Source organism: Aeromonas rivipollensis, assembly GCF_010974825.1.
GTDB classification, from domain to species: Bacteria; Pseudomonadota; Gammaproteobacteria; order Enterobacterales; family Aeromonadaceae; genus Aeromonas; species Aeromonas rivipollensis.
The window spans coordinates 24,381-44,415 of record NZ_JAAILA010000009.1; the positions used below are offsets into that span (position 1 = coordinate 24,381).

Annotated in this window: 27 protein-coding genes; 3 read left to right on the top strand and 24 right to left on the bottom strand. The window is 58.8% G+C overall.

Annotated features, from left to right (window positions below):
- Window positions 1-56: 56 nt before the first annotated feature.
- The 12 genes from G4923_RS06340 to G4923_RS06395 form a co-directional block, all read right to left on the bottom strand.
- Window positions 57-2,183, bottom strand: a complete 2,127-nt coding sequence (locus G4923_RS06340; protein WP_163136155.1) for a portal protein — start codon at window positions 2,181-2,183, stop codon at window positions 57-59.
- The gene (locus G4923_RS06345; RefSeq protein WP_163136157.1) at window positions 2,183-3,880 is read right to left on the bottom strand and encodes a terminase large subunit; all 1,698 of its coding nucleotides are present in this window, start codon (window positions 3,878-3,880) and stop codon (window positions 2,183-2,185) included. The genes G4923_RS06340 and G4923_RS06345 overlap by 1 nt, the downstream gene beginning before the upstream one ends.
- Before the next feature lie 60 nt (window positions 3,881-3,940).
- Window positions 3,941-4,633 (bottom strand): hypothetical protein, encoded by a 693-nt coding sequence (locus G4923_RS06350; protein ID WP_163136159.1) that lies wholly within the window; start codon window positions 4,631-4,633, stop codon window positions 3,941-3,943.
- A 39-nt stretch (window positions 4,634-4,672) separates the two neighbouring features.
- Window positions 4,673-5,131 (bottom strand): hypothetical protein, encoded by a 459-nt coding sequence (locus G4923_RS21225; protein ID WP_240455265.1) that lies wholly within the window; start codon window positions 5,129-5,131, stop codon window positions 4,673-4,675.
- Between the two features lie 414 nt (window positions 5,132-5,545).
- Complete coding sequence (locus tag G4923_RS06360; RefSeq protein ID WP_106887142.1) at window positions 5,546-5,731, bottom strand: hypothetical protein; 186 nt, start codon at window positions 5,729-5,731, stop codon at window positions 5,546-5,548.
- A gap of 37 nt (window positions 5,732-5,768) precedes the next feature.
- Window positions 5,769-6,323 (bottom strand): DUF2514 domain-containing protein, encoded by a 555-nt coding sequence (locus G4923_RS06365; RefSeq protein ID WP_163136163.1) that lies wholly within the window; start codon window positions 6,321-6,323, stop codon window positions 5,769-5,771.
- The gene (locus G4923_RS06370) at window positions 6,323-6,814 is read right to left on the bottom strand and encodes a lysozyme (protein ID WP_163136166.1); all 492 of its coding nucleotides are present in this window, start codon (window positions 6,812-6,814) and stop codon (window positions 6,323-6,325) included. The genes G4923_RS06365 and G4923_RS06370 overlap by 1 nt, the downstream gene beginning before the upstream one ends.
- Entirely contained in the window at window positions 6,811-7,023 is a 213-nt protein-coding gene (locus tag G4923_RS06375) for a hypothetical protein (protein ID WP_041215975.1), read from the bottom strand. Before G4923_RS06375 ends, G4923_RS06370 begins: the two co-directional genes overlap by 4 nt.
- A 124-nt stretch (window positions 7,024-7,147) precedes the next feature.
- Entirely contained in the window at window positions 7,148-7,540 is a 393-nt protein-coding gene (locus G4923_RS06380) for a hypothetical protein (protein WP_163136168.1), read from the bottom strand.
- Between the two features lie 11 nt (window positions 7,541-7,551).
- Window positions 7,552-7,746: a DUF3283 family protein gene (locus G4923_RS06385; protein WP_163136170.1), complete on the bottom strand. Its 195-nt coding sequence runs from the start codon at window positions 7,744-7,746 to the stop codon at window positions 7,552-7,554.
- An 89-nt stretch (window positions 7,747-7,835) separates the two neighbouring features.
- Window positions 7,836-8,570 (bottom strand): hypothetical protein, encoded by a 735-nt coding sequence (locus tag G4923_RS06390; protein ID WP_163136172.1) that lies wholly within the window; start codon window positions 8,568-8,570, stop codon window positions 7,836-7,838.
- Between the two features lie 103 nt (window positions 8,571-8,673).
- Entirely contained in the window at window positions 8,674-9,318 is a 645-nt protein-coding gene (locus G4923_RS06395; protein ID WP_163136174.1) for an SOS response-associated peptidase, read from the bottom strand.
- A gap of 163 nt (window positions 9,319-9,481) precedes the next feature.
- On the opposite strand from G4923_RS06395, the gene umuD reads away from it, so the two are divergent.
- The 3 genes from umuD (at window position 9,482) to G4923_RS06410 (ending at window position 12,273) form a co-directional block, all read left to right on the top strand.
- On the top strand, window positions 9,482-9,901 hold the full coding sequence (gene umuD / locus G4923_RS06400) for a translesion error-prone DNA polymerase V autoproteolytic subunit (RefSeq protein ID WP_163136176.1): 420 nt from the start codon (window positions 9,482-9,484) through the stop codon (window positions 9,899-9,901).
- Between the two features lie 2 nt (window positions 9,902-9,903).
- Window positions 9,904-11,178: a translesion error-prone DNA polymerase V subunit UmuC gene (umuC, locus tag G4923_RS06405; protein WP_163136185.1), complete on the top strand. Its 1,275-nt coding sequence runs from the start codon at window positions 9,904-9,906 to the stop codon at window positions 11,176-11,178.
- A gap of 192 nt (window positions 11,179-11,370) precedes the next feature.
- Window positions 11,371-12,273, top strand: a complete 903-nt coding sequence (locus tag G4923_RS06410; RefSeq protein WP_163136187.1) for a flagellin N-terminal helical domain-containing protein — start codon at window positions 11,371-11,373, stop codon at window positions 12,271-12,273.
- Between the two features lie 182 nt (window positions 12,274-12,455).
- Here the strand turns inward: G4923_RS06410 and G4923_RS06415 are convergent, their stop codons facing one another.
- From G4923_RS06415 to G4923_RS06470, 12 genes are all read right to left on the bottom strand, one after another.
- Window positions 12,456-12,800, bottom strand: a complete 345-nt coding sequence (locus G4923_RS06415; RefSeq protein WP_205597059.1) for a hypothetical protein — start codon at window positions 12,798-12,800, stop codon at window positions 12,456-12,458.
- Window positions 12,801-13,769: 969 nt separating this feature from the next.
- A complete protein-coding gene (locus tag G4923_RS06420; RefSeq protein WP_163136189.1) occupies window positions 13,770-14,468 on the bottom strand; it encodes a TIGR02642 family protein in 699 nt (232 codons plus the stop codon).
- Window positions 14,465-14,887 carry a hypothetical protein gene (locus tag G4923_RS06425; RefSeq protein ID WP_163136191.1) on the bottom strand — a complete coding sequence of 141 codons (423 nt, stop codon included), beginning with the start codon at window positions 14,885-14,887 and terminating at the stop codon, window positions 14,465-14,467. Before G4923_RS06425 ends, G4923_RS06420 begins: the two co-directional genes overlap by 4 nt.
- Complete coding sequence (locus G4923_RS06430; protein ID WP_163136193.1) at window positions 14,884-15,201, bottom strand: Ref family recombination enhancement nuclease; 318 nt, start codon at window positions 15,199-15,201, stop codon at window positions 14,884-14,886. Before G4923_RS06430 ends, G4923_RS06425 begins: the two co-directional genes overlap by 4 nt.
- On the bottom strand, window positions 15,198-15,635 hold the full coding sequence (locus G4923_RS06435; RefSeq protein ID WP_163136196.1) for a recombination protein NinB: 438 nt from the start codon (window positions 15,633-15,635) through the stop codon (window positions 15,198-15,200). The genes G4923_RS06430 and G4923_RS06435 overlap by 4 nt, the downstream gene beginning before the upstream one ends.
- Window positions 15,636-15,637: 2 nt before the next feature.
- The gene (locus G4923_RS06440; RefSeq protein ID WP_163136198.1) at window positions 15,638-15,865 is read right to left on the bottom strand and encodes a hypothetical protein; all 228 of its coding nucleotides are present in this window, start codon (window positions 15,863-15,865) and stop codon (window positions 15,638-15,640) included.
- On the bottom strand, window positions 15,862-16,155 hold the full coding sequence (locus G4923_RS06445) for a hypothetical protein (protein ID WP_163136200.1): 294 nt from the start codon (window positions 16,153-16,155) through the stop codon (window positions 15,862-15,864). The genes G4923_RS06440 and G4923_RS06445 overlap by 4 nt, the downstream gene beginning before the upstream one ends.
- A gap of 76 nt (window positions 16,156-16,231) precedes the next feature.
- The gene (locus G4923_RS06450) at window positions 16,232-16,534 is read right to left on the bottom strand and encodes a hypothetical protein (RefSeq protein ID WP_163136202.1); all 303 of its coding nucleotides are present in this window, start codon (window positions 16,532-16,534) and stop codon (window positions 16,232-16,234) included.
- Window positions 16,521-17,192 carry a replication protein P gene (locus tag G4923_RS06455; RefSeq protein ID WP_163136204.1) on the bottom strand — a complete coding sequence of 224 codons (672 nt, stop codon included), beginning with the start codon at window positions 17,190-17,192 and terminating at the stop codon, window positions 16,521-16,523. Before G4923_RS06455 ends, G4923_RS06450 begins: the two co-directional genes overlap by 14 nt.
- Window positions 17,192-18,205 carry a replication protein gene (locus G4923_RS06460; protein ID WP_163136206.1) on the bottom strand — a complete coding sequence of 338 codons (1,014 nt, stop codon included), beginning with the start codon at window positions 18,203-18,205 and terminating at the stop codon, window positions 17,192-17,194. Before G4923_RS06460 ends, G4923_RS06455 begins: the two co-directional genes overlap by 1 nt.
- Window positions 18,202-19,839, bottom strand: a complete 1,638-nt coding sequence (locus G4923_RS06465; RefSeq protein ID WP_163136208.1) for a DNA cytosine methyltransferase — start codon at window positions 19,837-19,839, stop codon at window positions 18,202-18,204. Before G4923_RS06465 ends, G4923_RS06460 begins: the two co-directional genes overlap by 4 nt.
- Window positions 19,832-19,987, bottom strand: a complete 156-nt coding sequence (locus tag G4923_RS06470; protein ID WP_163136210.1) for a hypothetical protein — start codon at window positions 19,985-19,987, stop codon at window positions 19,832-19,834. The genes G4923_RS06465 and G4923_RS06470 overlap by 8 nt, the downstream gene beginning before the upstream one ends.
- Between the last annotated feature and the right edge of the window lie 48 nt (window positions 19,988-20,035).

Below are 20,035 nucleotides of genomic sequence, written 5' to 3' on the forward strand. Positions count from 1 at the left end.
GAGAGACTGGGCCATGTTGGGGAAATCGTAACGCTGGCAGGTCAGGAAAGCAACTGTCAGAGCGCGATGGCGTCGATCTGCTGCTGGATGGTGTCCAACAGCTGGGCCTGCAGCACGGCCTGCTCCCCCTGAATGCTTTGCTGCTCGGCGGCCAGTCGCTCCATCTCCTGCAATGTCTTGCCGGTCTGGGCCTGCTTGAGGGCGTCCTCGAACCGAATGGAGTCGGTCAGCTTGGCGATGCGCTGGGCCTCAGCCTGCCACTTGGCGGCCTTGCCCTCCAGCTCTGCCAGCTTGGCCTGCATTTCGCGCATAGCCAGCTCCTGCTGCATCTGGGCCTGCTGGGCTTGCTGCTCGGCGGCTGCGCGCTCCTCATCGCTCATCTCGTCCGGGTCTTTCGGGATGTTCAGGGCATTGCGGATCCGCTCCACGAACTCGGCCTTGCGCGGTACATCCATCAGCTCGACCAGCAGGTCAAAGCAAGCACCTGCCGCCGCGGGCGGAAGTTGTGACATGGCCTGGGTCATCCGCTCGGCCAGTTGCTGCTTGTAGGCGGCAGTCTGCTGGATCGGCGCCAGTGCGATATGGGCCCGCAGCCGGGTCACATCATTGGTGAGTTTGCCATCCTCCTGCTCCACGTTGACCACCACGGCTTTGCGGCGGCGGGGGTCATCCCGGTTCACAGTCACCTTGTAGTTGCGCTTGTTGGCCATATCCTCCAGCAGGTATGCCAGAGCCAACTGTCCCACCTGCTGACAGCCCATCCGGTAGTTGTCGTTGATCTCGGAAAGCGTGGTCGCCCCCTGCTCCACCAGGTTGCTGATGGCCACGCCGGACTGCCCGGTGGAGCCCTGCCCTAGGAAGGCGGCATAAACCCCCATGGTGTCCTGAATCAACTTGACTGAATCCTGCATCACCTGGAACTGCTGGGCCGCCACGTTGAAGTCCTGCTCCACCTTGAAGGCATCGCTCACGCTGGTCTTGTTGGCGCGATCCGGGTTGAGCTCGATGTAGCCATCAGGGCGCTCGACCTGCTCCAGCACCTGACTCTGGCTCATGTTGGTAGCGTCCTTGTCCATGATGACGCGCTTGGCCTGCAGCAGGAACGTCAGCTTGATGCGCCGCAGGTTCACCTCGTCCTGCGCCGGCATGGCTCGAACAATCAACCCATAGGGCTCACCGGTGCGGTCTTTGCGGTAACCCCAGAACGGCACCAGCGGATACATGTTGTGGGGCGTAGAGCAGGGTCGATCAACCAGATGATGGGGGCCGACGAACCAGGACTCCCGGATCACGGCCACCGGGCAGCGCTCCAGCTTGGCGCGCCCCATGGCCACAGCAGCCAGGTGCAGTTGATTGGCCTTGTCGTACTCCAGTGCCCGACCGGAGTCCAGCATCAGCACCTGACGCATGGTGTAGGTGCGGTAGTAGACCACCTGCAGAAGCACCCGATCCCGCTCCCGGCTGCACCACTCGATCTCCTTGCCGCTGAACTGGCTCCACTCGTCATAGGCGCTGACCAGATTGGGGTCCAGCCCCTCGATGGAGGTCAGGCTCACGACCCCCTCCCAGTCGTTGACGCCCCACTGCAGCACCTGTGCCTTGCTCGGGAACATGGTCTTGGCCTCATCCAGATCAACCCAGCGGCGTCGCATCAGCCAGCGGCAGTCGCTCAGGTCAGGCTCCCGGCTGTGCCAGTCCCAATAGACCTCGTCTCGGTGGACGTTGCTGAACTTGTATCGTGGGCCGAACGGGTCATCACGGCGACACACCTCAACCCAGCCCAGGCCGGTCTTGATTTGGCCGCCGTAGGCCTCGCCCCGGGCGCGGTCCAGTCCGCCAAGGCGGCACATATCGGCGTATTCGGCGTTGACGGCCTCGGCCAGTTGCTCCAGCTCGTCGTCGTGGTCATCGGCGATCACCATCAGATCGGTTCGGCTCTTGGCCTCCATACCCAGCACGCCGTCAATGGTCGGTGCGATCAGGTTGTGAATGGTGATGGGCTGGCCCCGTGCCTTGAGCACACTCACTACCTCGGGAGGCAGCTGATCGCCGTCGTAGTAGGCGCACGCCCGATTGGCGATAGAGCGCCAGTCCGGCTGGCCGTTGATATCGCTCATCAGTTTGAGCAGGCGCGGGGTATCGAGGCCGCCTTTTTCAGGGGCCTTGGGTTGGGCGTTGATCATCAGTTGGCCATCCAGTGCTTGGGTTTGCGGGAGGATTCAGGTTTGACGATGCGAGCCGGCATCCGGGCACGCATCTCTTGGGCAATCATGTAGCTCATGAGCTGGTCGTCGTAGCAGCCGTCCTGGGCGTTCATGCTGCCGCTCTTGTCGTAGACGTAGGTGGTTGCCTCGTGAATGGTGCCTATCCAGCGGATCCCGGACTGCCCGGCACGCAGCAGGGCCTTGAGGCCATCAACCAGGATCGGCTTGGACTGCCGAGTGGTGAGCCAGCCGAGGCGCGGCGTCTCGTCGTCGCGGTCCCGGTCGATGTGCTCCTGGGTGTAGATGCGTCGGGTCGGGTAGATTTCACGGAGCTTGAGCAGCACAGCGTGGCCGTGGTTGTTGCGCTCCGGGCCGATGTAGGCCGGGCCATGCTCTGCGGTGCCGTAGAACCTGCCAACGTGGGCAAGCAGTTGGGCAAACAGCCCCGGGTCGAGATGCCCGAACCAGTGGGCAACCTGCCGGCCGTCGCTCTTGGCCGTGACATCCAGGCTTGAACGGTCGCCGTGCTCCAGCCCTTCCGCCACGTCGGCGCCGATGGCGTAATCCTCGTCTGGGTCTGGCAGCTCCCAGACCAGCAGCATGTTCTCGAGCGAGCGCTGTCCCTGCTCGTCCAGCTTCTCCGGCTTGCGAGCCTTCTCGCGCTTGCCGGTCACCGGGTCGATGTCGTAGACGATGAGCGGGGCCATGCAATCGCCCTCGGCATCCATGGTATGGATGGGGTCGAACACCCGGCGCCCTGAGGTCAAGAACGCTTCCAGCGGCGTGCTGGGGAACTCCTGCTTCATCTCGGCACCCAGTGTGGCTTCCTTCAGCACGTACCATTGCCGCTGTTCGTCGGTAATGGTGCAACCCATCGACTTCTCCACCGCGGTGAAGTATTCAGCCTGGGTCTTGCTCATCACTACGCCGGATGCCGGCACGTCGGCGCGATACTTGGGGTCCTGCCACCAGGCGAAGAAGTGGAACTTCCAGTCGAGCTGGCTGAGCTCACCGGAGGCCCGGGCCAGCTCGAGGGACTTCATGCTCATGGCGTGGAAGTCGCCGCCCACCCCTTCGGCTGTGCTCTCGATGAAGGCCACCGCGCCAGGGTGGATTGCCTGTAGGGTACCGGTTCGCACCTCCTTGGCCTTCTCCGGGTACTTGGCGCAGATCTTCCCGTGCTCGGAGACATGCAGGCGCTGGACGGTACCGGAGCGGAACGAGGTGGCCACCTGGATGCTGGAGCCGTGCCGGAACAGGATGTGACCGCCATTCGCCCCGCCGCGCCGGGTCACCACCTTGAATTGGGCCTTGAGCCAGCTGGGCAGGTTATCGAACGGGACTTCAATCTTGGTGCGGTAGATCTCGCCGGCGGCCGTCAGGTCCTGGGCGATGATCCCGCACTTGAGGTTCTTGTTGAACAGCGCCTCGTCCAGCAGATAGATGTCGATGGCCGTGGAGAACCCAAGCTGGCGCGCCTTGAGGATGATGTTCAGCCACCACATGGTCTTGAACAGCAGCTCCTGCGCTGGGCGCAGCCGGAAGCGCACCAGCTGGCCCTGCTCGTTCTCGATCATGTAGAGGTTGTTCATCCGCCACCACTTATCGCTGAGCTTCGAACGGATGTAGGCCATCTGCTCCTGCTCAGTCATGGCGGAGGTTTCGAGTTCGGTCATCAGTGGATCTCAGGCAATAAAAAACCCGCCGAAGCGGGTTGGTTGATAGTCACTTGCTGGTCAAACGAATGCGTTGACTATATACAGTGTGAAACTTGTTATAGCTAACCATGATGGTAACTTGGCGTGACAAAATTCCGGATACTTATAGGCGCACTTTAAATATGAAAATATATACGCAGCATAGAACTGTAGATGTTCAGCAACGCCTTTTATCTCATCAATCTGCCACCCAATGGATTTATTCTGACCACCACCAACTGAAGTCATGCATATCACTATTCTAAATGGCGATAGCATATTAACACTTGCTGAATAAGAATGTCGGCCATCAGTATCTGAGGGGCACCACTCGTAATCTTTAGCTACGAAGAATTTCACGCGTCTAAAATGGCCTTCATAGTCACCTGGGCCGTGGTAATGTGTGACTTCAGCTCTACGCACCCTTTCTGTCGCTGTGCGGCATATGCTAATTCCATTAAAAATTTGATTTTTAAGATCGCTACGCACTTCAGAAGAAAATTGCTGATGCCTTAACCAAAAATACCACATCACGGCAATACCTGCCCACTCTAGAAACTTTGCATTTTTAAATAGAAGCCTAACTCCGAATATGGTTATTTCTGTTGAGTTCTGTGCTGGAGCTACAGAGCTCAACGATCCACCTGCGATGACAAAAATTAGTATTCCAGTCGCCACAACCATTAGTCGTTTTCGGTACAGCTCTTCCATTTCCGCGTTAGAAGCCACCATTACACTCCAATTATACCGGTTGCTATATTTTGTATGCTATCACGACATAAGCCCCCCGGTCCCCATCCCCTGCAGCTCGGTGACCATCTCGCTGACCGGGGTGGACTCGCTGCCTCCATCCTTCTCTAGCCGGTCCGCTTCGGCGGTCAGCTTGCGGGCCGCAGCCCGGATGCGCCGAGTATCTTCCTCAATCTTCGGCACGCTCACCTCGTCGATGCGAAGGGCGCTCAGGGTCCGCTCGATGGACTCAATCCGCTGGATATTGCGGTCGAGGGCCTGTTCGGCTTTCAGGATCTTGTCGTAGAGCGCAATCCGGTCAGTCATCTCGCTGGCCGTGACCAGGTCCTGCTGCAGACCCTTGAGCAGCTTGGTGACGGAGATGACGCGAGCCCGAGTAAAGTCCAGCTCGTCGCGTAGTTGCAGCTCGCGAGCCTGGTCGAACAGCTCCTCGGCATCGAGGAACTTGGCATAACCGCCGTGGGTCTTGGCAATCTGCATGCCGGGCTTGATATTGGCGGGCGGGTTCGGGTTGCCCTCGTACTCGCCCCGGACGAAGCGGCCAGCACCGTCACGCCCTTTGTTTTTCGAGGTCTGTTCAGGCTCGGGCTGGGATTCTGTCGATGAGGATGACCTATCCCCTCTTCGCTCTCCCCCTTTGGCCTTGGCCTCATTCCCTTTGGCTTGCGCACTTTGCGCAGATTGCGCAGTTTTGCGCACTTCGGAATGCGCAGATTGCGCAGCTACGCGAGATTTGTCAGGTTGCGCAGGGGATTGCCCCCGAGATTTCAAATAGCGACGCGCCGAGTTGTAGTTCAGGCCGCGGCTGTCACACCAGTCTTTCGCACTGATGCCGGTCGCTTCATGCTCCTGCAGGAACTCTGCATTGAGCTGTGCCCAGTCGGTCTTTGCCATTTAGAGAGATAGCTCGCCTTCAACGATGGTATCGCCGGGTACCGGCTTGTGGGCTGCAGCCACTACCACAGAAACACCGGAGGAAAGGACAACCACCGCCTCGGCTCCATCGTAGTGCTCAACGCAGGTGATGACCCCAGTCACATCGATACCGCTTTCCACTTCACTGCTCCAGTTCAACTGCATCACCTTCTCCACTTCCCCAGAAAGACAAACCCCGCCGTTACTGGCGGGGTTTCATGGTCACGGTGCGCAGAGAGTCATAGGCCCGCTCGCAGGCTAGTCCTGACGCTCGAGCTCGGTCATACGCTGCTGCCAGCTCACCCGCTCTTTCGTCAGCCCGGCTGAGCAGGTCGGCGAGCACCATGGCAGGTTGTCCGGCTGCCGGGCCTCCCTGGGGAGCGCCGGAACCGCTGGCGCACTGACTTGCTCGGGCTGCCAGGCGACGGGCTTGCTCGCGCAACCGGCCAGACTCAAGGTCAGCAGCAGTGGCATCAGCTTGTGCTTGGGCGATTTGTTCTTGTGCATGGTCTCTCACCTCATCGATTTCAGACTGGCGGCGCTGTTCTTCCTCCCGGGCCTCCAGCTCTGCCTTGGCCCTGGCTGTGGCCAGACGGGTAGCCTCTTCATTCCACTTCGCCTGCCAGGTCTTGCGCTCCCCCTCCTCCCCAGCCGCATGACCGGAGCGATAGAGCGCCACCCCACCGCCTGCCAGGGCGGCTATCACCAAGGCGCCGGCCAGGAACGGCACAGCCTTGCTCTGCGGAGTCATCCCCATCACGCCCCCTTGCACTTCGCATTGAGGCGCAGCCGGTCTTTCCAGAGCCCGGGGCATACCCGGTTCCCCGGCGCCGAGCAATCCTGATTGCCGGCACGCTTGAACAGCAGGATCGCCTCACAGGCCCCGGGGTAGTCGCCAGCGTTCAGGCGCTTCACGATGGTGGAGCGGCAGAAGGCGCCGGGGCCAATGTTGTGGGAGAGCTCGACATAGGCGTCGAACTCATACTGATGGAGCGGCACCTTGATGCAGGCCTTGAGGGAATCCTCGAACACCCTCACCTCTCGCAAGCTCCTGTTCACCGCGGCGACGGGCGTAATGGTGTCACCCATCCTGACACCTTCGGTGCTCCCAAAGCCGATAGTGGGGAGCTTGGTACCGTGTACCGGGTCGGGGTAAGCCGTCGGCTCAAACCCCTCCCGATTCAGGAGCCCCACAAAGCCCGCTGCACTCAGGCTGAGCGCGGCAATGGCAATGCGGACCTTGTTCATTTTGCACCTCCCTGCTGGCGGCGCGGCTTGATGATGTTCGACCAGATAAACCAGCCCATCTGAACCGCTATCCACATCAACGTGGCAGCCAGCACCCAGTCATTGAGCGAGTACCCGGCCAGCGTCATACCGGACACCACCACCGGCGGTGCGCTCTTTGCCACCCCCGCGGCAGCGGCAGCCGTCGCAAGATCTTCTTCTTTCCCCATGCATCGCCCCTCCAGAAACGACAAAGCCCGCACGAGGCGGGCCAGAAATGAAAAAGGCCAGGGTCACGGGGACTCTGGCCATCTTTGAGCAATACTAACGCCGGGGCGGTTGGGATTCAACTTCTCACACTACGGTAAATCCTGCAGGCGACCCTTCAACTAGATACCCATTAGCATTCGCGATGATTTTCACCAACTGCCAATCCTCCTTGATCCCCGATTCTTCGGCTAAATCAACTCTACCAAGAGCCCACCCCAACAAGTTACCCGCATCAATTCCCAATGCCCTAATACACTGGGCTATATCGGCATACACAATTGTTTTAATTTCCACCTTCCCATCGGGACGCTCTCGCATTACCCCTGCACTCTTCAACCAGAGATAATCTGAGATACCGAACTCATGTATAGAGCCTTTATGAACGATGCGAACGGAGGGCGTAATTGACAGTCTGCCCCCATTAATCATCAAGCACAGCATTGCCTCCATTTCGGGAGTAATGTCGTAGTAGTCCATGATTAATGGCGTCATTTCACCTTCCGGTACCGCTCTACCTGCTGCAGGAAGTAGGCCTGCATCTCCCCCTTGTAGTTCCCGGCCTCGCTCTCGGCGGGCTGCTTGATCTCGGGGTTCCTTTCCTTCCAAACCGCATAGGCTGCCGCCTTCTCAACTTCCACCCGTTCCTGTTGCTCGGGTGGCAGACTGCAAAGATTGTGGCTCATTGTACCCTCCTGCTGCCGATGATACCCGCAGCACGCAGACAAATAGGCTCGGCAATGGAGCCAGTATTGGACATTATCATCATCGTGTTTTATGTATCCGAGTTGGTCTTTGTCTTGGCGCTTGCACCCCTGTTGAGCAGTTGTTTCGCCTTTGCCTTCGCCATCGGAGACCCTGTTATAGACTCAAATTTAAAGGTGAGTTCGCCTTCATAATTCGTAGCCGAATAGTTGGCACGGGCCCCTTCAAGGACCTCGGATATATTGCTATTAAACTCCTTGCTGTTTTCTGTAGATAAGTTCAGTGACGTCAATCCCTTGACGATCCCAGTGATCTCACTCGCAGCCGAGAAATTACGCGAACCAGCATTGGATTGGGCATAGTTTGCCTTTGATGTTGCAAAACCGGTTGCACTGGATGCTGCAGTTATTTTGATTGAAACCTCTGGTTTGGTGATGTCGCATCCTTCAAGGGCTAGCTTGTGGACAACATCATTGATGTTCTGCTGGGCTGATACGGCTACCTTGGCGTGTGCAATCTCCTCGATACGCTGTTCCAGATTTGCAATCCTTACTTCTTGATGTGCAATCACGCCGAGTAGATCTTGAATGATGTGGGGAATTTGCTCTTGGTCCCTCACTATATCTGGCAGGCAACGCAATATTTTAACGAAAGAGGTAACATGGTCCTCATTTGCCACTGTAAGGTGATAGTGCTTTCGATCAGCCTTATCAACGTACGATGGCGTGTTGTTATAATGTACTGTCACAATGCCATGCAGTTGCTCACAGGCCTCTTTGAGTGCTTTTTTATCATGTGAATTCATACGCATCCCCTAGCTAATCATCACCACTTTCCCCTGTTATAGTTATTTATTCTTTCGATGGTCAAGGCCCAATCTCGCTTGGCCTCACCCATGCCATAACAACTTAATGGCTTCCCCTGTACGGGATAAGCATCTGCATTCCCGTCAGTTTTTCATCGCTCTGCTGCACTAGGTAGGCTCGAGCCAGCTCAGGATCCCGGCACCCCAACCAAGCGTCGTAGTCTTCCGGCGGCACAATGACCAAGCTCCGCTTCTCGTCCCCAGTCTTGTGCATTCGCCGCAGCAGCGGGTGCGTGTCGGCGTTGATCGTGAGCTGGGAGAAACTGAAGGTGTAGCCCTGCTCCTCCTGCCATGCCCGCCAGATGCCGGCAACCGCGAAGGGCATGCCGTCGGCCATGCTGATCCGCCAGCGCTCGGCCTTGCCGCTTTCGTAGCAGGGCTCGAAGAAGCCAAGCATCGGAACCAGACAGAGATGGCCCTGCTGCCAATCTCGTCGGTAGGTCGGCTTTTCGTCCACAGTCTCAGCCCTGGCGTTCATAGTGGCGTAGTGTTTGCCGCCGGGCTGCACCTTCCTTTTCGGCACCAGTCCATAGTTGGCGACCAAAGCCTGCCGACGGCCATCGCGCAGGGTCAGGATCGGGGCCTGATAATCTTGCCACACCTCCCCTTTCCACTCGAACCCAGGGTCATCGACCCCAAAGTATTCCACCAGTACGGCCTTTGTCGGCGGGATGTAGTTGATGCACATGAGCTGCGCCCCATAGCTTGAAGTGGTCGAGGCCTGCTGGCCGACCTTTGCCCAGCATAATCCGTCACGGCGAGCCTCGCCCTGCCAAGACCCGATCGCCAACCGATGATCTTTCTGAGTTCCCCGTATAGAATTACTGTATCTTTATACAGTGACATTAACCATGATCCGCCACAACACCGACGCACCGATTACCGAGATCCCCCTGTTCCTCACCCCTGCCGCCTGCGGGTTCCCCTCCCCGGCCCAGGACTATGTGGAACAGACCATTGACCTCAACCAGCACTGTGTTTCCCACCCGGCGGCCACCTTCTATGTGAAAGCCAGTGGTCACAGCATGGTGGAAGAAGGTATCAATGACGGCGACATGCTGGTCATCGACCGCGCCATCACGGCCCGCCACGGTGATATCGTCCTGGCCTGCTTGGATGGCGAGTTCACAGTCAAGAAGCTGCAGGTGCAGCCCGTCCCCGCCCTGCTGCCGGGTAGCCCTGATTTTCCGCCGATCTATCCGCAAGAAGGGCAGGAGCTGGATATCTTCGGCGTCGTCACCTTCGTCCTGCACAAAACCTGGCGAGGGTAGCCATGCCAATCGCCATTGCCCTGGTCGATGTGAACAACTTCTACGCCTCCTGCGAGCGGCTGTTTCGGCCTGATTTGAAGGGGCGGCCCATCGTCGTGCTCTCCAACAACGACGGCTGCGTAGTTGCCCGTTCTGCAGAGGCCAAGGCGCTCGGCATCAAGATGGGCGTGCCCTACTTCCAGATCCGCCAGTTCTTCGAGGCCATGGGTGGGGTATGGTTCAGCTCCAACTACGCCCTCTACGGTGACATGTCGAGCCGTGTGATGAGCATTCTGGAGGGGATGGCCCCGGCTGTGGAGGTATACAGCATCGACGAGGCCTTCATCGAGCTCAGCGAACGCTGGGCGGGCGACCTGGTGGCTTATGGCCGCCAAGTTCGTGAGAGAGTGCAGCAGTGGACCGGGCTGACCGTGGGGGTCGGCATCGGCCCCACAAAGACCCTGGCCAAGCTGGCAAACTACGCCGCCAAGAAGTGGGCGGCAACAGGCGGCGTGGTGGATCTGCGCGATGAAGTGCGACGCGCCAAGCTCATGGCGATCACCCCGGTGGACGAGATATGGGGCATCGGCCGGCGGCTGTCGGCCAAGCTGGAGGCGCAGGGCATCAAGACTGTGGCGGAACTGGTCGCCGCAGACCCCAAGAGCCTCCGGCGCCGTTATGGCGTGGTCGTGGAGCGCACCGTGCAGGAGCTGCGGGGGGTCCCCTGCGCCGAGCTTGAGCAGGAGGCCCAGGCCAAGCAGCAGATCATCTGCAGCCGGAGCTTCGGCGAGCGCATCACCCAGATCGGCCCCATGCACCAGGCGCTGGCCGGCTACATGGAGCGGGCGGCCGAGAAGCTCAGGGGGGAAGGGATGTGCTGCCGCCACGTCACCCTGTTCATCCGCACCAGCCCGTTCAGCGACCGCGAACCCTACTACGGCAACCAGGTGAGCACCAAGCTGGCGATGCCCACCAATGACACCCGGGTGCTGCTGGCCCTGATCCCCCAACTACTCCCCCTCATCTGGCGCGATGAGCAGCGTTATCAGAAGGGCGGTGTCATGCTGAGTGATTTCACCCCCGCCAACATGCAGCAGGGTGACCTGTTCGCCGGTGAGCAGCAGGATCCCCGCAGTGAGGCGCTGATGCAGGTGATTGACCAGATCAACCAAGGCCGGTTGGGCAAGGTGTACTTCGCGGCCCGGGGCCGGGATACGCGGGAGTGGATGATGAAACGGGAGCAACTCAGCCCGCGTTACACCACCTGTATCAGCGAGCTCCCCGAGGTTAAGGCATAGCCCTACTCAATGCTTTCAACTTTATGGCTCAAGTGGGACTATTTTTTCTTAAGGAAAGCGCATCCTGGCCGACATAAGAAGCAGCAAGACGAAGGCATCCTGGTGCAGGTTCTGTAGGAAAAGTGCCGGATAAGTCGGAACGTCTGACAAAAACAAAATAAATAATAAAAGCTCGGGAGATACAAATAAGCCATGTTTATCAACAGCAATGGCTCATCGCTTAACGCGCAGCGAAACCTTAGTAGCATTACTAAGTCGCTGGATACGTCATACACTCGTCTTGCCTCAGGGCTACGTATCAATAGCGCAAAAGATGACGCTGCAGGTCTGCAAATCTCAAACCGCCTGACTTCCCAAGTCAATGGCTTGGATCAGGGTATCCGTAATGCCAATGATGGCATTTCGGTAGCTCAGACCGCCGAAGGCGCGATGGAAGAGATTGGCAACATGTTGCAGCGCATGCGCACCTTGGCACAGCAGTCAATCAATAGTACCAACAGTGCCGAGGATCTCTACACCTTACAAGCGGAGTATGGTGCACTGAGGACTGAGATTGATCGGATAGCGCAAGACACCACCTTTGGAGGCCAGAAATTATTAAGTGGCGGGTACTCAGCCAGTTTCCAAGTAGGTGCTGATGCGGGCCAGACAATCACCTTAGATATAGGCAATGCATTTACCATATCTGGAATATCGTTTGCGACTACCGGTCGTGCGGGCGTTGCGTACAATGCCGCCGATGGTACTTATAAGGTCATCCATTTGAGTGGTCCTGCCGGACCTGGCGCTACAAGCACCATTGTCTCCAAAGTGGGGGCCATTAGTGCGATGGCCAACCTGGATTATTACATCGAGGTAGTTGACAGCAAACGCGCTGAACTTGGTGCTATACAAAACCGTTTCGACTCAGTCATCCGAAACCAATCAAACGTGTCGGAAAACGTAAACTCTGCTCGTTCCCGTATCAGAGACGCTGACTTCGCGGTGGAAACCGCAAATCTGACCAAGCAGAACATTTTGCAACAGGCCGCCTCGTCTATCCTGTCCCAGGCTAATAAGCGGCCCCAATCTGCACTCTCCCTGCTACAGAGTTAATAGAAAGAGAAATCGGCCATAAAAGCCTACACCTCCCCAAAATGCCCAGTTGTTCATGGAACCCGCTCACACCTCCGGCACGATTTGGTCGAGTGGGAACAATCCACGCACCCACTCACTCTCGCTCAGGCTACTTAGAAAAAAGACTCGATATCCGTTAGCAGTCCCACACCCCACATGCTTCAGCGAACCCCCCGAGGTGAAGGCATAGCCTTGGAAAGGCGGGCCAGCTTTGAGCGCAGGACATTGAGCTTGAAAGATTGTGAACCTTGAGGCGGCTCGGGGTGGATCGCCAGGACCTTGATAAACACTCGCTTTGAGCTTCTCTTGCCCACCTCACGCTTGCAGCTTCTCGACTCCGCCAGCGTGTCCACATAGCGGAGTGACCGGAGATAGACGACCGCCTCGCGAGCAACCTCAGCAGGGATGCCCAGCCATTCAGCCACCTCATGAAAATCAAAGAAATCGCCGTGGAGCAGTCCCCAGCCGGCGACTTGGAGAGCCATGGGTTTCAGCTTGCTTTCCATGCCTCCTCCTTGGTGAAAAGCGGATGTCAAGGCATCGAAATTAGCCAAAACCCCGAGATGCCACTCGACTCACAAATTGCATGTTAGCAGAACATGGACTCACTTTGCCCTACAACCCTTACTGCGTAAGGGGTTCAGGGGTTATTTGCTACGAAAAACACAACCTTTTCGCAAGCAAAAAAAGATATTTAAATTTTTCATGCTAGATCATAAAACTTGCATCTATCGGAGCGGACGAATGAAAACCCACTCGCTGTGAGCACCCACTAACTACAGCCCCAATACCCACAATTTATCCACAGCTAATGCGTTACCCACAGATTGCAATGCCGTGCCGACCTCACTATCTTGTAGTTCGAAGTTAAAACAACACTATATCTTGAAATTCAAGAGCCTGATGTTGTCCATCCAGCACCAGAAAGGAGACATGCAAATGCAGCTAAACAAGAAGTTTTATCCACCGCCTAGGGAGAACCGACATGGCGAAATCAAGACGCTCGAAAGGGCGACGAAGTACGGCTGCGGCCGAAAATGCGAAGACCCCACAGTTACAAGCTGCAGGGCCTTCTGAAGATAGAGTGGGAATGTTACAAGCATTTTCCTCTATCGGTAGAGCGCTTCCGGAAATCATCAAGGTTTTGAGTGCAATCAAAATCCTGATAGAAGTTCTCAAATCACTTAACATACCAGTGTAAACACCAAGGGCCTTCGGGCCCTTTTTTCACGAAAGAACTCGCGAAAATCTCAACCAAAAGTTGACCGTTTTGGTTGCTCAATAATGATCAATTCACTAGCGAAAATCAACCGCGGTTGATGTTTAAATCGTACCTGAAAACGATGCAGTTTGAGCTGCCAACATCAGCGCTCACTTTACGCATCGATTTTTGTGTCTATTTTTCAACGGCTTTCGAACGCCACGTTCGTCGGTTACAACGTGATTTTTTCCACGTAACTGCGATAAAAATCTTCTCATGCAGCCCGCATTTCCCTCACCTGCCGGTCCATGACCTTGGCTAGATCTGACGCTTGGTGAATCACTTCATCAACGGCGCGCTCTACAGCCTGCCGCATCTGCTCGCCGAGTCGCCAGGACACCATACTCATGTCCGTTATGATACCCCCGGAGCCTTGGCACTTCGGGCAGTCGTCACCCTTACGGGGGCGGACCCCGGTTCCCTTGCAATGAGGACAACGACCAGACCGCAGCATCTCGGCGACACAGTGGTCGCGTGCCAACTGCAGGATTTCGTTCCGCTCGGCCAGCAGGCGCTGGTACTCGTGGTCATTGCCACCGCGGTGAGCTCGTTTGGCCTTCTCCATCACCACGGCGGCCCGGCGGCGCTCCTTGTCATAGTGCGGGTGAGACAGCACCAGTTGATCAAGCTGCTCTGGCAGTGGACGGCGCAGCAGGATAGCCATGGCCATGCCACCGGCCTCGTCGCTGTCCAGCGTGGCGCTGAAGTGGGCCAGCAGCGACGCCAGGGCCTGCTCGTCCCCCAGGTGGTCAGCCATGAGAAACTGGAGTCCTTGCGGGTTGCTCTTTGCGGCCACCTGCAGGGCTCCCAGAAACTCCTCTCTCCCCAGGGTGCTGGAGCGACCAGACGAGGGTTCATGTAGTGCACCTTTCGGCGAGAAAAGGCGCAGAGCCATTTCGATAGCGTGGGTCATGGTTTGGTCCTCTGGTCTGGGTCCTGATTGAAAGCGGCGAGTAGCCAGGCGCGCAACTGGCCTGATTTGATGTGTTCCGGGGTAACCTCCAGCACGGTCCACCCGAGCAAGATGGCCTCGTTCATCTTGGCCCGGTCCTCTACGAACCCCCTCCCCCTGGTATGCCGGCCGCCGGAATGGATCCCGCCGTGGATCTCGAGGGCGATCATGCTGGCCGGCCAGGCGTAGTCGAATCGCCATTTGCGCTTTGGGTGGAACAGCTGCTCGGTGACCGGGTCAGGTAAGCCGGCCAGCTGGGCCAGCACCTTGTCGCGCAGAGTGGTGACTTGTTGAGCCTTGCGCACTTGGTTAGCTGCGCTCCTAACCTTGGGGCTGTTACCCAGCAGCCGGGCCGCATCCAGAGCGGAGAGGTGGATCATGCCGCCCTCCCGATGGTGTTCTTGCGCAGTTCGGCTACTTCTCTGGCCACCTGCTCGAGCAGGGCCTCCTCGCAGCCGTGCTCCTGTTGCCAGGAACGTGGGGCGGCGTGGAAGCCGGTGGGGTAGCAGGCGCGATGGTGCCGCGGACAAAGTGGGAGCACCTGAGTGTGCTCAGCGCGCTGGGCCATGCCAGACCCGGAGCGCACATGATGAATTTCCGCAGGCGTGCCGCCATACCCGGCATTGCGGCAGGCGATGCAGCCAAGAGAGCTCACATCGTCCAACCACTGCTTATCAGCCTTGGTCTTGCTCATGCAGCCCTCCCGTATGCCGCCACCCAGTCAAAGCCGCGGCGGGATTCATCCCCGAACTTCACGCCCTGCTGGGCACCAAAGGCCTGGGCCAGCTCGATGAGATCGCGCATTTCACGAACGCTCATTTTGGAAGTGGATTTGCCCAGCACCACGAAGCCATTGCCGTTGAGGTTCGGCACAACGTCCTGCTGGTACAGGGCGGCGGAGAGGACGTGCTTCCAGTCCTCCTTGGCGAGCTTGCGGCCGTGCCAGACCACCTGCTCGGCGATGTCGGTCATGACAGCCCAGAACAGGGCGTTCTGGGCCAGGCTCCGGGTCATCTCCTTGATCTCGATGACCAGCGGCTTGTCCTGGTCAACCGGCAGGCCTGCGACCAACTGACTGGCCCGGGAGCGGATGTCGGGATTGCGCAGGAAATACTTGGGATAACTCATGCTCACCCCCGCTTGGCTTTGTTGCGGCGCTTGGTGGCGGCACGCTGACGCTGTGCGGCCCGGTCATTGCGCGGGTTTGATACTGGGCAGCTTCGGTTTTTCATAGCAATGGCCGAGCGAGAGGGGCCAACCCAGGCGCGCATGCCAGCCAGCATGGCAAGGCGAACTTGCAAGCGCAGTGTGGTGCCGAGCTGGCGCGCCATGTAGAACGTGGTGGAGAACAGGCTCATGCAGCCACCGCCTTGGCCGCAACAGCCTCGGTGGTGGGGAACGGGGTCAGGTGGTAATGCCACACCTGCTTACCGTCGATGTTCTGGCAGTCGGCGTGTTTCACCCAGCCGTGGCAGCAGACTTCGCGCAGGCGTGCGCTGATGGCTGCCTGGGTGTCGGCGTGGCCGTAGCGGCTCCAGCACTCGCGCTCGATGTCACGCAGGGTGCGGGCCTTGCCGTCGCTCATTACGGCGATAACGCGCCCCAACTGGGTCGCGATGGATAGATCTCGGGTATGCGGTTTGGTCATGGTCTGGGTCCTTTGGTCAAACTGCCGGGTGGTCTAGGTCCGGCACTGGCAATGGTACGGGGCGCTACCCCCTGTGTCACTGGTTGGCAAGGCCCTCCCCTTCTAAGTTATCCACAGCTCCAAACGCAACACCATGCCGCAACACCAGCACTGGCGCGGCTCTCAGCCGTGCAGCTTCCTCCGCCACTCGCTCCGGCGTCATGCTCTGCACCAGCCAATGCCCTGCGCCACGCTGCTGATCGGTGCGCCCCAGCGCATCGATCTCGTCGGCCACCTCGAGCTGCACCCGCTCCCCGCACCAGCCCCGCACGGCGGGGTAGATCACCACCCGGCAGAACTTCGCAGCCACGACCGCGGCACTCACATCAGGATTGAACATTGGCCAGCCCTCCCCGCTTGAACAGCGCCTTCAGGCTTTCCACGCCGCGCTGGCCGGTCTGTTGGTAAAACTCTGGGCTGTGCTGGATCTGCTCTCTGGTCGGCAGCCCCTTGCGCACCTGGGCCCCCAGATCCTCCCCGGCGACAACCCGGCGCAGCAGCTGGGCGTATGCCTGCTCGAACACTGGCCGGTAGGCATCCAGCCCCAGGGTCTGGCGCTCCCAGCTCGTCGCCTTGGCCGCGAGCTCCACCGCGGGATGGGTAAACCGGCGGGTGCGCACCTCGACCAGCGCCGTCTCCAGCGTCGGCAGTCCCAGCGACTCTGGCGTTATCTCGCACCACTTGATGAACATCCCAGGGCTCGGAAAAAACGGGATCCCCTGAGATCGGGCAACCCGCATACCCTGAGCCAGCTGATCACGACTGGTGCAATTGGCCTCAACCAGCGCAACCGTCCACTCCCGAAGCGCTCGTTCCTGCACCTGCGGGGTGGGAAACGAACGCAGCCAGGCAGGAAAGATCACCTTGAGCTGCTCGAGCAACTTGCTCACCACCTGGGTATCCCGGTCGGTCACGGAGGCGGCAACAGGGCGAACTGGCACGGCCTGGATCTCGCTCGGCATGCTGGCCAGGACCTCGCTCAACGGTTTCATGGTCATCAGTACCCCTCCTGGATCAGCTGATTGAGCTTGTCGGCGGTCATGGTCTTGGTCAGATCCCACTCGTCGCCGCGCACCGGTTGGCGCACCACCCCGGCACGCTTGGCGGTGAGCTTGTCCCACTGCTTGCGCAGGGTCTTGGGGCACAGCACGTTGGCTGACCAGAAGGGATCGAGGTTGGTCCATTTGAACAGCGAGCAGATTTCGTGATGGGTTCGCCCGTCCTGCACCCGCATCAGGCGGATCTCGTTCGCCCACTGCGCCCAGTTGGGGGCCTTGGCAGTCGGGTTCACCACCAAGACCTTACCGTGAATGAACTCGGCTGCCGTCAGGTCATCCTGGGTACCCCAGAACTTTCCACTCGGGGTCTGCACGGCGGCATCGGGTCGGACCTTCTCGGCGGGAGGAGAAACCGACTCATCGCCCCCGGCGTCGAGGAGCGCGTCAGCGTTCTTCGACGAAGAGGGTTTAAGATCTTTGTTTTTATTGTCTTTGGTAAGACTGTCTTGGGTGTTGGGTGTTTTCGCCTGGTTTGAAAGGTCAAAATACCCAGAAATCTGGGTGATTTTACCCGGATTTTTTTGGGTGTTTTTACCCGGATTTTTCTCTTGGGCGGTAGGCGTTTTCGCCTGTTTTTCTCTGGAATATTCCCACTCACTCACCACTTTGTTCACGCCCACGATCTTCATGTGGCCGTGCTTTTCGAGGGTGATGATGTGACGACGGGACAACACCTGAAGAGCCTTGTTCACATCCGACGGGTCCATGTCGCACAGCTCGGCCAGATACGTATTCGTGAGCCGGTCCTGCTTCTTGTTCCAGCCATAGGTGGAGTAGATCACCGCATCAAGCACGTTGAGCTCGCGACCAGCCATGCGCAGCCTGCACTTGGCCTTCTGGATCTCGTTTGCCGTGCGGGTGAACCCATCATCAAGATCTGCGACCACGCGGGCCTCCTTCTGAGGGGGGGTATGTGGGGCACTGGGCCCCGGGAATTTGATAACGGCGCTCATGCGGCCACCTCCTGCGCATCTGCGCACATCTCTGGTAGGTTGGCGCGCACCAGGGCAGCCGCAACGGGCGGGCATACTGCATTGCCGCAGCGGGCAACCTGAGCGGCCTTGGTGAACTTCTTGCCGCTGGCGTCTCGATCGATGACATAGGTATCCAAGAACCCCTGAGCAGGGAAAAGCTCATGGGGCTCCAGCATCCGCATGCCTATATCGACGATCTGGTAATCCTCGCCGCGCACGGTGACCAGACCGAAGCGATCCCGGGTGGTCACGGTGTGGAGAGGCTCAGAGCAGGGGATAGTCGAATCTGTCCCGTAATACTTGAGCAGGAAGGCTCGAACCTCACCGACATGCAGCCCGCCAGCAGTAATGGTGGGCATGGGCTCGATCACTGGCTGGCCGTCTTGGCAGGTACCACGCAGTTTTACAAGGTGGCTGGTCACCAGCGCATTGTGGTCAACCGTGGTCACGGTAGGCAGCGGCTGGGTCAGTTCTGCGCCCACCACGCCTGTGTAGTGTTTGGCAAGGGAAGCGAGCACAAGCTGGCTTTTGTCAGCCTTGGCCATGACTGTGCCCAGGGGGCCTTCCACTGATTGGCCGACCGAGTTACCGAACTGGCGAGCAATAACCGGCGCCACGAGAGCGAAGTGGCCCCCTTTCACTTCTGCGCAGATGGTGCGCAGTGGCTCATCAGCCAGCATGTTGCGCTGGTTACTGGCGTTGGCATGTTCGGTGATGAAGGGGGAAAGTGCTGAAGCGTGGTCTACAGGCACGATGAACGGCTCGGCGGCATTGATGACGAACCGCTCCACCCCCTTGGCAATCCTGCGCATCGTGGCTTCTGCCAAGGGGCGCTTTACCTTGAGCCCTTGGGCTTTGGCCTCTGCCTGAGTGAGGAAAATGCTGGGGCATGGGATCGACCAGTCGATGATGTCGGCAGCAGTGCGCCATGGCAGCAGCTTGCCTGATTTCACCTCTGTACTGGCTGGGTCGCCATGGGTCGGCTTGGGCCACACGATGGGTGCGCCATCCCGGCGTGCGATCAGGAACAGGCGCTTGCGGATGGTGGGGGTGCCATAGTCACAGGCGCGCAGCTCACGCCACTCCACTTTGTAGCCTTGGCGGCGCAGGGCATTGATGAAGCTGTTGAAGGTGCGCCCCTTCTTGGCCGGGTCCGGACGAGCGTTGCCCTCAGCATCGATCAGCAGCGGCCCCCAGGTCTGAAACTCTTCCACGTTTTCCAACATAATCACCCGAGGGCGAACAGTCGCGGCCCAGCGCAGGGTGACCCACGCCAGCCCCCGGATCTTCTTGCTGACCGGGGTCGAGCCCTTGGCCTTGGAGAAGTGCTTGCAGTCGGGAGACAGCCAGACCAGCCCAACCGGGCGGCCGGCAACCACATCGCGCGGAACGATATCCCAAACCGATTCGCAGTAGTGCTCCGTGCCTGGATGATTGACCGTGTGCATGGAGATCGCGTCGGGGTCGTGGTTGATGGCGATCTCCGGGCTGCGGCCCAGCGCCATCTCGATCCCGGTAGACGCCCCGCCGCCACCGGCGAAGTTGTCCACGACGATCTCGTCGAACAGGTTGAAGGTGTGGCGGCAGATTGAGGCGACTTGTGACTTACGCATGGAGCACCTCCTGCTCGGCGTACTCGCAAGCGGGGCACTCATAGGTGTAACCGTCAGTGCCGGATCGCAGCTCACAGCCGCACAGCGGGCAGTGGTTGAGGTCATGCGGCAAAGAGTGGCCCCCATGGGCCATGGTTGAATTGGTCATTGCTGGGTCCTGTTGTATTGCTGCCCGGTGGTGAGACGGGCCAAAGAG

Bases quoted from the DNA above. Each gene is read 5' to 3' on its own strand.
- G4923_RS06340 (WP_163136155.1), bottom strand. From the start codon at position 2,183: ATGATCAACGCCCAACCCAAGGCCCCTGAAAAAGGCGGCCTCGATACC.
- G4923_RS06345 (WP_163136157.1), bottom strand. From the start codon at position 3,880: ATGACCGAACTCGAAACCTCCGCCATGACTGAGCAGGAGCAGATGGCC.
- G4923_RS06350 (WP_163136159.1), bottom strand. From the start codon at position 4,633: ATGGTGGCTTCTAACGCGGAAATGGAAGAGCTGTACCGAAAACGACTA.
- G4923_RS21225 (WP_240455265.1), bottom strand. From the start codon at position 5,131: ATGCAGATTGCCAAGACCCACGGCGGTTATGCCAAGTTCCTCGATGCC.
- G4923_RS06360 (WP_106887142.1), bottom strand. From the start codon at position 5,731: ATGCAGTTGAACTGGAGCAGTGAAGTGGAAAGCGGTATCGATGTGACT.
- G4923_RS06365 (WP_163136163.1), bottom strand. From the start codon at position 6,323: ATGGGGATGACTCCGCAGAGCAAGGCTGTGCCGTTCCTGGCCGGCGCC.
- G4923_RS06370 (WP_163136166.1), bottom strand. From the start codon at position 6,814: ATGAACAAGGTCCGCATTGCCATTGCCGCGCTCAGCCTGAGTGCAGCG.
- G4923_RS06375 (WP_041215975.1), bottom strand. From the start codon at position 7,023: ATGGGGAAAGAAGAAGATCTTGCGACGGCTGCCGCTGCCGCGGGGGTG.
- G4923_RS06380 (WP_163136168.1), bottom strand. From the start codon at position 7,540: ATGGACTACTACGACATTACTCCCGAAATGGAGGCAATGCTGTGCTTG.
- G4923_RS06385 (WP_163136170.1), bottom strand. From the start codon at position 7,746: ATGAGCCACAATCTTTGCAGTCTGCCACCCGAGCAACAGGAACGGGTG.
- G4923_RS06390 (WP_163136172.1), bottom strand. From the start codon at position 8,570: ATGAATTCACATGATAAAAAAGCACTCAAAGAGGCCTGTGAGCAACTG.
- G4923_RS06395 (WP_163136174.1), bottom strand. From the start codon at position 9,318: ATGTGCATCAACTACATCCCGCCGACAAAGGCCGTACTGGTGGAATAC.
- umuD (WP_163136176.1), top strand. From the start codon at position 9,482: ATGATCCGCCACAACACCGACGCACCGATTACCGAGATCCCCCTGTTC.
- umuC (WP_163136185.1), top strand. From the start codon at position 9,904: ATGCCAATCGCCATTGCCCTGGTCGATGTGAACAACTTCTACGCCTCC.
- G4923_RS06410 (WP_163136187.1), top strand. From the start codon at position 11,371: ATGTTTATCAACAGCAATGGCTCATCGCTTAACGCGCAGCGAAACCTT.
- G4923_RS06415 (WP_205597059.1), bottom strand. From the start codon at position 12,800: ATGGAAAGCAAGCTGAAACCCATGGCTCTCCAAGTCGCCGGCTGGGGA.
- G4923_RS06420 (WP_163136189.1), bottom strand. From the start codon at position 14,468: ATGACCCACGCTATCGAAATGGCTCTGCGCCTTTTCTCGCCGAAAGGT.
- G4923_RS06425 (WP_163136191.1), bottom strand. From the start codon at position 14,887: ATGATCCACCTCTCCGCTCTGGATGCGGCCCGGCTGCTGGGTAACAGC.
- G4923_RS06430 (WP_163136193.1), bottom strand. From the start codon at position 15,201: ATGAGCAAGACCAAGGCTGATAAGCAGTGGTTGGACGATGTGAGCTCT.
- G4923_RS06435 (WP_163136196.1), bottom strand. From the start codon at position 15,635: ATGAGTTATCCCAAGTATTTCCTGCGCAATCCCGACATCCGCTCCCGG.
- G4923_RS06440 (WP_163136198.1), bottom strand. From the start codon at position 15,865: ATGAGCCTGTTCTCCACCACGTTCTACATGGCGCGCCAGCTCGGCACC.
- G4923_RS06445 (WP_163136200.1), bottom strand. From the start codon at position 16,155: ATGACCAAACCGCATACCCGAGATCTATCCATCGCGACCCAGTTGGGG.
- G4923_RS06450 (WP_163136202.1), bottom strand. From the start codon at position 16,534: ATGTTCAATCCTGATGTGAGTGCCGCGGTCGTGGCTGCGAAGTTCTGC.
- G4923_RS06455 (WP_163136204.1), bottom strand. From the start codon at position 17,192: ATGACCATGAAACCGTTGAGCGAGGTCCTGGCCAGCATGCCGAGCGAG.
- G4923_RS06460 (WP_163136206.1), bottom strand. From the start codon at position 18,205: ATGAGCGCCGTTATCAAATTCCCGGGGCCCAGTGCCCCACATACCCCC.
- G4923_RS06465 (WP_163136208.1), bottom strand. From the start codon at position 19,839: ATGCGTAAGTCACAAGTCGCCTCAATCTGCCGCCACACCTTCAACCTG.
- G4923_RS06470 (WP_163136210.1), bottom strand. From the start codon at position 19,987: ATGACCAATTCAACCATGGCCCATGGGGGCCACTCTTTGCCGCATGAC.